The 7,203-nt window shown below is 32.6% G+C and carries 10 protein-coding genes and 1 pseudogene; 1 reads left to right on the forward strand and 10 read right to left on the reverse strand.

The genetic code is table 11. The annotated features are described in order from the left end of the window. Positions 1 to 128: pseudogene (locus AC3G7N_RS20105) on the forward strand (IS110 family transposase); the annotation flags it as partial. A gap of 218 nt (positions 129 to 346) precedes the next feature. Here AC3G7N_RS20105 and AC3G7N_RS20110 read toward each other — a convergent pair. From AC3G7N_RS20110 to AC3G7N_RS20155, 10 genes are all read right to left on the reverse strand, one after another. Continuing rightward, a complete protein-coding gene (locus AC3G7N_RS20110; RefSeq protein ID WP_489423946.1) occupies positions 347 to 1,267 on the reverse strand; it encodes an alpha/beta fold hydrolase in 921 nt (306 codons plus the stop codon). Positions 1,268 to 1,312: 45 nt separating this feature from the next. Then, a complete protein-coding gene (locus AC3G7N_RS20115) occupies positions 1,313 to 1,444 on the reverse strand; it encodes a hypothetical protein (protein WP_489423947.1) in 132 nt (43 codons plus the stop codon). 6 nt (positions 1,445 to 1,450) lie between these two features. Beyond that, positions 1,451 to 1,978 carry a DinB family protein gene (locus tag AC3G7N_RS20120; protein ID WP_489423948.1) on the reverse strand — a complete coding sequence of 176 codons (528 nt, stop codon included), beginning with the start codon at positions 1,976 to 1,978 and terminating at the stop codon, positions 1,451 to 1,453. Between the two features lie 205 nt (positions 1,979 to 2,183). After that, a complete protein-coding gene (locus AC3G7N_RS20125) occupies positions 2,184 to 3,188 on the reverse strand; it encodes a serine hydrolase domain-containing protein (RefSeq protein ID WP_489423949.1) in 1,005 nt (334 codons plus the stop codon). Positions 3,189 to 3,357: 169 nt separating this feature from the next. After that, positions 3,358 to 4,074 (reverse strand): Type 1 glutamine amidotransferase-like domain-containing protein, encoded by a 717-nt coding sequence (locus AC3G7N_RS20130; RefSeq protein ID WP_489423950.1) that lies wholly within the window; start codon positions 4,072 to 4,074, stop codon positions 3,358 to 3,360. A 148-nt stretch (positions 4,075 to 4,222) separates the two neighbouring features. After that, entirely contained in the window at positions 4,223 to 4,789 is a 567-nt protein-coding gene (locus tag AC3G7N_RS20135) for a 2-phosphoglycerate kinase (protein ID WP_489423951.1), read from the reverse strand. A gap of 120 nt (positions 4,790 to 4,909) precedes the next feature. Next, complete coding sequence (locus tag AC3G7N_RS20140; RefSeq protein ID WP_489423952.1) at positions 4,910 to 5,170, reverse strand: hypothetical protein; 261 nt, start codon at positions 5,168 to 5,170, stop codon at positions 4,910 to 4,912. Positions 5,171 to 5,299: 129 nt separating this feature from the next. After that, on the reverse strand, positions 5,300 to 6,037 hold the full coding sequence (locus AC3G7N_RS20145) for a hypothetical protein (protein ID WP_489423953.1): 738 nt from the start codon (positions 6,035 to 6,037) through the stop codon (positions 5,300 to 5,302). Beyond that, positions 6,024 to 6,251, reverse strand: a complete 228-nt coding sequence (locus tag AC3G7N_RS20150; RefSeq protein ID WP_489423954.1) for a hypothetical protein — start codon at positions 6,249 to 6,251, stop codon at positions 6,024 to 6,026. The genes AC3G7N_RS20145 and AC3G7N_RS20150 overlap by 14 nt, the downstream gene beginning before the upstream one ends. Before the next feature lie 104 nt (positions 6,252 to 6,355). Then, a complete protein-coding gene (locus AC3G7N_RS20155; RefSeq protein WP_489423955.1) occupies positions 6,356 to 6,907 on the reverse strand; it encodes a GNAT family N-acetyltransferase in 552 nt (183 codons plus the stop codon). Positions 6,908 to 7,203 lie beyond the last annotated feature (296 nt).

Genomic DNA, 7,203 nt, shown 5'->3' on the forward strand with positions numbered 1-7,203 from the left:
TAAGAAATCGAGGGAAAGCGCATGGAACCGCTATAGGGGCAGTAGCACGAAAATTAACCCACATAATATTTGCGATTTTGAGAGATGGAAAGCCCTATCAACCTCGTCCTCAATCAAATGACAACTAACCAACTATACACCTCAAATTTTAAAATTACCAAGTAGGTGGTTTATTTGTCATGCACAAAATTTCTGGAGAAATGAAACGAGTTATAGAAAAATCATTTGCATTTAATGCTTGACTTTTTATAGCTGGTCTATTCTGGAAGAACGTTTCAAATACCTAATTAAAGTAAAACTCCTTTTACTTTAAGTGAAGTAATTCACAATTTCTTTTCTTATTTGTCTAATTTGAACTTGCACTATTTGTTATTTCACCTAAGAGTTCATTAATGATTTGAACTACTAAATTCTGATTAGTAAGATTCACATTATGATCTGTATTCTTAGCTATTATTACTTCACTGTTATTAGATAGTCTGGATTGCTTTATAATTAACCTTTGCCACGTAGATTCAACTAACTTTGCTTGGTCTTCTGGGAAGCCACCTGCTATATTCCTTTTAATCATTAAATCAGCATCCCTTGCAATGATTTTTAAGGGAATACTCAAAGACAAGTTACAAAACTTTATAGATCTTCCACTGTCTGACATATACTTATATTCAGATGCCATAGATTTGTATAAATTTGGGTCAACTAAAAAGTTCATTATTCGTTCTTGAAGTTCTGTTGGTAGCTGTAAATAGTTTTCAGATAGTTTGGGATTAACATCTCTCTTAATTTCAGTTTCACTTTTATTACCTATTTCATACCAAGAGTTAACAGTTTTCTCTTTGGAATAATTTTCTTCTAAATATGGTACATCTAACTCATCAATTTGGTATTGATCCATCGAATTCGATTCAATTAATACCATTCCTATGATTTTTTCAGAGTATAACGATGCAAAGTGTTGAACGCATAATCCCCCAAAGGAATGCCCTACTAAGATAATATTTTTAGTTATACCTTCTTCTATTAATAGCTGATTTAACTCTTCAACTATTTGTCCTGATGTACGTTCTTTTTTTTGATTGAAACTTTTACCGTACCCTGATCTGTGATAAGTAAATACAGTTGAATGTTTTGCGATTTCTGTAATTATTGGATACCACTCATAAAATGAACAACCCATACCTATTTCGATAACTATATATGGCATACCAGTACCTTCACGATAAACTTCTAGCTCACTTTTTTTAACTTTAACAATTTTACTGTTCATAAGAAAATTCCTTCCCTATTTTAAATATTAAAACATAAAGTAAACCTATTTGTAGCTGATTCCACTATCCTGCTCTTTAACTGATAAGACCATGAAAAAAGGACTGATGAAAACAGCCCATCGTTGTTCAATTCTTGCGCCCGATTGCTTAATCGGCCTGTTTATATGAATGGCCATGAGTAATCAAAGGTTTTCTTCTGCCCTTCTTCTCAACCATCGAATTTGACCTCTGTGATTTACCTCGTCTTCAAAAACATGAAACCAAATAAAATAATTGTTCGATGGCAGCCCGTCCCATAGCCTTTCCTCATACAGCCACTTATCGCTACAATCTTTAAATTCCCTCAATGTCCTTTCCCGTACTTTGTTAAGTTTCTCTAAATAATACTCAAGGGGCTGCCCTTTTATCTCTTTACGTCCCCGATCTCCAAGTTCATATGCTGCTCCCCATTCCTTGTTTTCCTCGTCATTTGGTTTTCTCTTATCACATATTTCAACCTGAAAACCTAGCTCGACAGCTGCAATGTGCAAAAGAAGGGAACCTATGGTATTACTATTCTCGTCTTGAAGATAATCAAGTTGTTCTATGGTTAGTCCCTTTACTGCATTTAAGGTTGTAAATCTTGCGTAGTTCATCATAGAAACTAATCTACCTATTTGCTGATCAAACCCAGATACATCCATAATCTTGAACAAATTTTGGTCTTCCATAAGTTACATCCCCTTGTATAATAAGTCATATTTGTAATTCGATAATCCATTCGCTTATACCGTTAAATAACCCGATGAGCCAATAACAAAAGCATTCTTATTCAAGATATGCACCCGATTGCGGCATAAAGTTAGAAAATCCTGCGATGCAATGATATGTTCCTTAACTAAGGCTCCTGTTACTTTAAGTACATTTCTTCATAACTTAATCTCGAAAGGTATCAGCCACCAAATTACTAAATTCTCTTAGATAGTAAAGATAATTGTCGTCGCCATAGTTATATCGCTTGTTATACATTTTAGCTACAACAACATTGTATTCTGGAACCACTAAAAGAGATGGACCCGTTATTCCTAAAATTTGATAAGAACCTTTTGGGACTCTTTCCCCAATCTCACTGAAATCGGCAGGAGTATCTTGTACATACCAAAATAGTCCATTTTGTGGAAGGTTATTATCTTTGAAAATAGGGCTTTGAATTTGAGTTGCAATTTCAATCACTTCTTTTGGAATGATTTGTTTCCCATTCGCAATGCCTTTGTTTAAATGAAGATTTCCCCATTGCGCAAACTCTGACGCAGTCGTATGAAGGTTTGATTCAGTACCATTATTGGAACTACCCAACTTATATGAACCATCTTTATCTGGATTAATAATTTCTTTTACTAACGCCTCATTCTCCGTAGTTTGCCAGACTGTTTTCTTTAAACCTAAAGGTAAAAAAACTCTCTCATTTAACAGTTCTGGAAAACTCTTATTAAATAGCTTATTTACCAACCAAGTCATCATTAACACATTTATTCCTCTATAAGCCCAGCCATTACCTGGTTCAAACTCCCTAAAAATAGTACCATCTTCTTTTTCGTGTAAACCGTGTGAATGAGTTACTAAATGCCGTAATGTGGTTTTTCCAAGTAGCTGTTCATCTATTTCTTCAAAATATTCAATAGCATAGTCATCAAGGCTTTTGATTTTTCCTTCATAAAGAGCATATGCCACTACTAATCCAAGATAGCTTTTTCTCGCAGATGCTACGTTAAATTGAGAGGATGAATTAATTGGAGCTGCTTCAGTAGAATTAGAATGATAACCACTATAATGTTGCAAAATGACTTTGTTATCTTTTAGTATATATAATGAAGAAGCACTACTCTTGTTTTTTTCTTTTATATCCTCTACCCAATCAATTACTTTTTCAAGTTTCTCCAATATAATTTCTCCTTTTCCCGACGTTTGCTGAAATTTCTATAATAAAATTCTCTGCAAATTGTTAGAAACCCTTTTTCCATTAACCTGCTGCATTAGTGGAAGAAGCCATCTTTTATTAAACAATTTCACCCGTCAATGTAATAAAAGTTTAGCCTATAATAGTTGATTCTTAATAACTAATTATTTTTTTGCGAATTTCACCAAATTTGTCCAACCTTATAATAATCGGCTTTCTCTCACCAATTCCTATAATATTGTTTTCATTAACAAAAGTAGCTGAACCTTCAGAAAGTAGAATAAATGACTGTTCATCTTTAATCATACAATCTTTAATTGATGAGTTATCTTTAACAGAGTAATGGCACCAAAGTGAATAATTTTTAACTAAATTTAATGCTTTGCATTCATCATAAATATTGTTTTTTGAACAAGTATGTGAAACATTATTTCCAAATATTATAGCCCCTGCACTTTGACCATATATAGTACCTCCATTTTTATAGTATTGGAGCAACATTGTATCGAAATTTGCTTCTTTAAAATCATTTAATAAAGAAAGGGTGTTTCCTCCACTAATATATATTGCAGAAAACTGATTTAACTCTTCCATTGACTTATCTTTAACATCCGTCCACATTGTAATACTCTTAATTCCCAAAGGGTTAAAAATGGAATGTATATAGTTTAAGCTCGATTTATATGGTCTAATTTCTGCATCTCCAATTGGTATATATAATAGAGGTTTGTCATTATAAATTCCTTTTACAAAATACTGGTTAATTTCAAAAGTTTGTTCAGCATTTCCCCCACCTGACAAAATTAAAGTTCCCATATATCCTCCCATGTACCTCGTTTTAGTATAAATTTTTAATAACTCATATTCCACTAACCTGCGTCGTTAGCTAAAGATCCTTTTAATTTATTTTAACATAATATTCCAAACAATTTTCATTAAAGAAAAGACGATCAAATTGCTGATCGCCTTGTTCAACTCTTGCACCAGTTAGTTTAATAATTTAAATATAAATTTCAATTTATATAGAATCGATTCTCCATTTTTCAGCCTCTATATAATCATAAACTTTCAATATTTCTTTGTCATAGTCGTTCCCAATTTCAAAATACTTAGCACCTGACTGCAGGCATTGTGCTTTAAATTCTTTATGTTCTTTAATTAATTCCTCAATTGTTCTTTCTTCTGGCCAATTACGAAGCTCAACAGCATTCCTGTATTTCTTTATCCTTGATTCAAAATTCTTCTGAATATAGTTCATTGAAAAACCCATAAATATTGGAATGATTTTCTCCGAATAATTGATGTCAAATTCTTTCAGATAGTGAGGTAGTATGTAACATCCTTCAACAATAATATGTTGTTCATTCTCGATATTTGTCATAATTATCCCTTTTAATATTGGCCAGAGCTTATCTCCAATAATCTTTGTATCATCTAATGGTGTAAATCCACAATGCCTGTCTCCCCTATATAACCCCATTTTCAAATGGTCTATAGAGAGATATGGGATATGGTATTTTTTTAGTAGCTTTTGAGCCATCAAGGTTTTACCTGTACTACCTACAGCACTTATTAAAATAATCATGTATTACTCCGTTCTGATTTATTTAAAATTTAACCATTGCTTATTACAATAAATGGCCTGATTCTGGTATACTATGCAGCAAAAGCGCCTTTGTTTAGTGAATAAAGCAATTAGCTACATTCATGATGTAGTTTGTTTCTTCTTTGAAATTACCATTTCAGTTAGAATAGCAATAAAGGACATTATCCCCATTCCTACAACCGTATATTTAAAAACCGTTTCCCCGTCACTTGTAAAAAGAATTATCGTTATAGTTCCCACCAATATAGCCATTCCCAACTGTGTCATGAATTTATTATTTGAGTATTCTTTTTTGAAAAGTTGAGTTTTAGTAACAGTTAAAAACAGGACTATAGCCAACAATGCAAGTAAAATAATCATCTTTTTTCACCCCTTTAATTTTTAAGTGTTATTCAATTAAATGGCCCGATTCTTGAATAGTTTTGTTCTACTATTGGCTCGTATTAAGGATCGTAGATTTTACATAAAAATTTCATATTAAAAAAGTAACTATTCTACAATTTTAAACTTGGTTATTTTGGACTCTTCAACCCAGCCTATATAACAAAAATCATCACCATCAACTTGAATTTCAATCCAGTTCCCCTTTCTCTTTAAAAGAGTGACAACAGTTTTACGTAATATAACCTCATGTATACTTACCGGTGCAGTACTCTTAGCTCCATCTCTTATAAGAGTATCTGTCCTTAAATAGCCCAACTTAGCAATGGGATGTTCGATGCTTTCATTCACAAAAATATGTTGATACGCTTTTCCATATTTAGAATCATTCATAATCGTTTGTACTTCATTTTTAATCTCCATATCATGATTATCCATTGCTATTCCTTGAACAATTGTTAACAAAATTTTTAAAGTAATTATCACTACCTGTAAAGCTTCACCATACACAGCTGTTTCGAGTAGTTTTTTAAAGAATGCTTCCAATTTAATTGTTGTATCAGTTGTATCGAAATCACTGTATTCAAATGCCTCTTCAATTTTTTTCTGAATATGACCATCGCTAACAACTTGTTTAGAACTTATGGTTGAATCATCTGTCCATAATTCATCGGGTAAAATATTCATATCTATATTATTGAGATCGTTAATTGTAATATCAGCAAACCACTTTGGAATGTTTACGTTATTCAAGGTATTTTGTAATTGCCTAACTGTACTTTGTATGTAACTAAAATCCGGTAGATTTTGAAATGGCAATGATCTAATTTGATTACTTAACTTCATTAAATCTTGAGTAGGTTTTAAAGCTATTTATCTGTTTCATCTGATTTCTTATATAACTGTTATTCGGTATTTTAATAGTATTAATATTGGTAGAAGCTGCAATTTGATTTTCTATCTCTGATTGCCTTTTCAATTCTTTAATAAGAGAAGGGGTAACCAACTTATTAAAGCGGTTATGCATTTCATTTACCTTTTTAAAAATATCGTCATCCATTAACATCCCTCCAATCTATAGTTTTGTTAATTATTCGATATAAGCGCCCTTTAACGCAACAAGGTGTACGGCAACCAATCGTTGCCGTACACCGAGGATATATACTAAGGTTGATATTCTTCTTTTAATAACCCCATCACAACGGTATCATAATACTTCCCATCTACATAGGAATTGTTCCGCATTCGCCCTTCGACAACAAACCCGCATTTTTCATAGGAACGAATTGCACGCTCGTTTCCACTCCAAGTATCAAGCTGTACCCGGTTCAGATTCATTGTTTCAAACAAATAGTGGATAAGTGTCATTAGAGCATCCGAGCCAAATCCGTTGCTCCAATATTCTTTATCGCCAATTCCCATACCAATCGTACAACGCCGTGCGACAATATTTATTTCACGATAAAGAATAAAACCTATATGCTTTGAATCTTCTCCATTCGTATAAATGGAAAATTCCCCTTTTTCTCGTTTATCAAGTTTTTTAATTTCCTTTTCATAAGCAGACTCAATCTGATCCAATGAAACATGACTATAGCGAAATAAGTCAGCACCTGCTGACATTTTTGCAAACTCTTCATCGTTACGCCATTCGTAAGATCTTTCAAAATCTTCTAGCGACACTGGACGTAGTTCAACTTTTGTTCCTGTAATCAAGGGTGTGATCCCATCCTCTCATTTGTTCTTTAAAAGTCTTATAGCTACGATAAATAAAATTATTCTTATGTGCCATAAATATCACACCCTTCCTATGTAGTCTGACATTAGTATATCATTAAAATTATTATGGCTGATAAACTCTTTTTGCTTTTTTTAAAAATGATGATAACTAGTATTGACTTCGTTATGTTGTTCAGCAATAAGACCCTTATACGTAATAAGGTCCTTGTGCCATAACCGTGCCCGATTGCTTTATAAAGTATAAATTCCAACGAAAAGACTAAATCCAGCTG

The sequence above is a fragment of the Virgibacillus carmonensis genome, assembly GCF_057836705.1.